Source organism: Nocardia brevicatena NBRC 12119 (genome assembly GCF_000308495.1).
Taxonomy (GTDB): Bacteria; Actinomycetota; Actinomycetes; order Mycobacteriales; family Mycobacteriaceae; genus Nocardia; species Nocardia brevicatena.
Genome location: NZ_BAFU01000179.1, coordinates 1 through 1,161 on the forward strand (window position 1 = coordinate 1; position 1,161 = coordinate 1,161).

Here is a 1,161-nt window from a genome sequence, read left to right on the forward strand (position 1 = left end):
GGCGGCCTTCTTCGCGAGCCGGCAGCAGTGAAATTCGCATTCATCGCCGAACTGGACGCGGAGAAGGCCTACTCTGTTGCCTTCATGTGCAGGAACCTGAGAGTGTCCAGATCGGGTTATTACGAATGGTGTACCCGACCGGCGTCGGAGAATGAGAAATGGCGTGAAGAACTGAAACTGATGATCACCGCGATCTTCGACGATTCCCACGGCACATACGGGCATCGGCGTGTCCACGCGGTGCTGATCGCCTCGGGCCACCAGGTCGACGACGACACCGTCCGCAAGCTGATGCGGGAGCTGGATCTCGTGCCGTGCCAGCCGAAACCATGGCGTCCGGTCACGACCGACGCCGATATCGACCACCGGATCCCCGACCTCGTGGCACGTGATTTCACCGCCACCGCACCGGGTGAGAAGTTCGTCTCCGATATCACCTATATCCGGACGAAACAGGGCTGGCTGTATTTGGCGACCGTGATCGACTGCTACACGAAAATGGTGGCCGGCTGGTCGATGGCCGACCATTACCGCACCCCGTTGATCGCCGACGCACTCGACATGACCGCGACCCACATCGATATTCGACCGCAGGCAATCTTCCACAGCGATCGCGGCTCGAACTACACCAGCTATGACTTCGGGAAGAAACTGAAGCGGATGGACATGCGACAATCTGTCGGCCGCACCGGAGTGTGCTGGGACAACAGCATGGCCGAATCGTTCTTCGGCACCCTGAAGAACGAATGGCTACATCGAACGACATTCGAAACGCGGGATCAGGCACGACGTGCGATTGTGGATTACATCGAGACCTTCTACAATCGCAAACGTCTCCACTCGGGACTCGGCTACAAGGCGCCACTGCAGGTGCACGCCGATTACGTGAATCGGCAGACGGCAGCATGAAATAGCCCTTCAGGCCGCTGTCCAGGATCTGCCGGGCCCCTCAACCACAGCGCGGTCTCCAAACGACTGACCCAGATCCGCCGCGCCGCCGAGAGGTACTTCGATGACACTCCCTATGTCAACCTCATGCCGCAGATTCAGTGATCTGTGGTGGTTGGAGAGCTCGGAGTCCGCCGTGGCGGGCGGGGTCGTAGGCGGTGTTGTCGTGCCAGCAGCGCCAGATGACGCGGATCCAGGCGCGGGCGAGGATGT

General features: G+C 60.1%; 1 protein-coding gene. It reads left to right on the forward strand.

The annotated features are described in order from the left end of the window. Positions 1 to 909, forward strand: a 909-nt coding sequence (locus tag ON20_RS25840) for an IS3 family transposase (RefSeq protein ID WP_157229000.1), incomplete at its 5' end; no start/stop codon positions are given. Positions 910 to 1,161 lie beyond the last annotated feature (252 nt).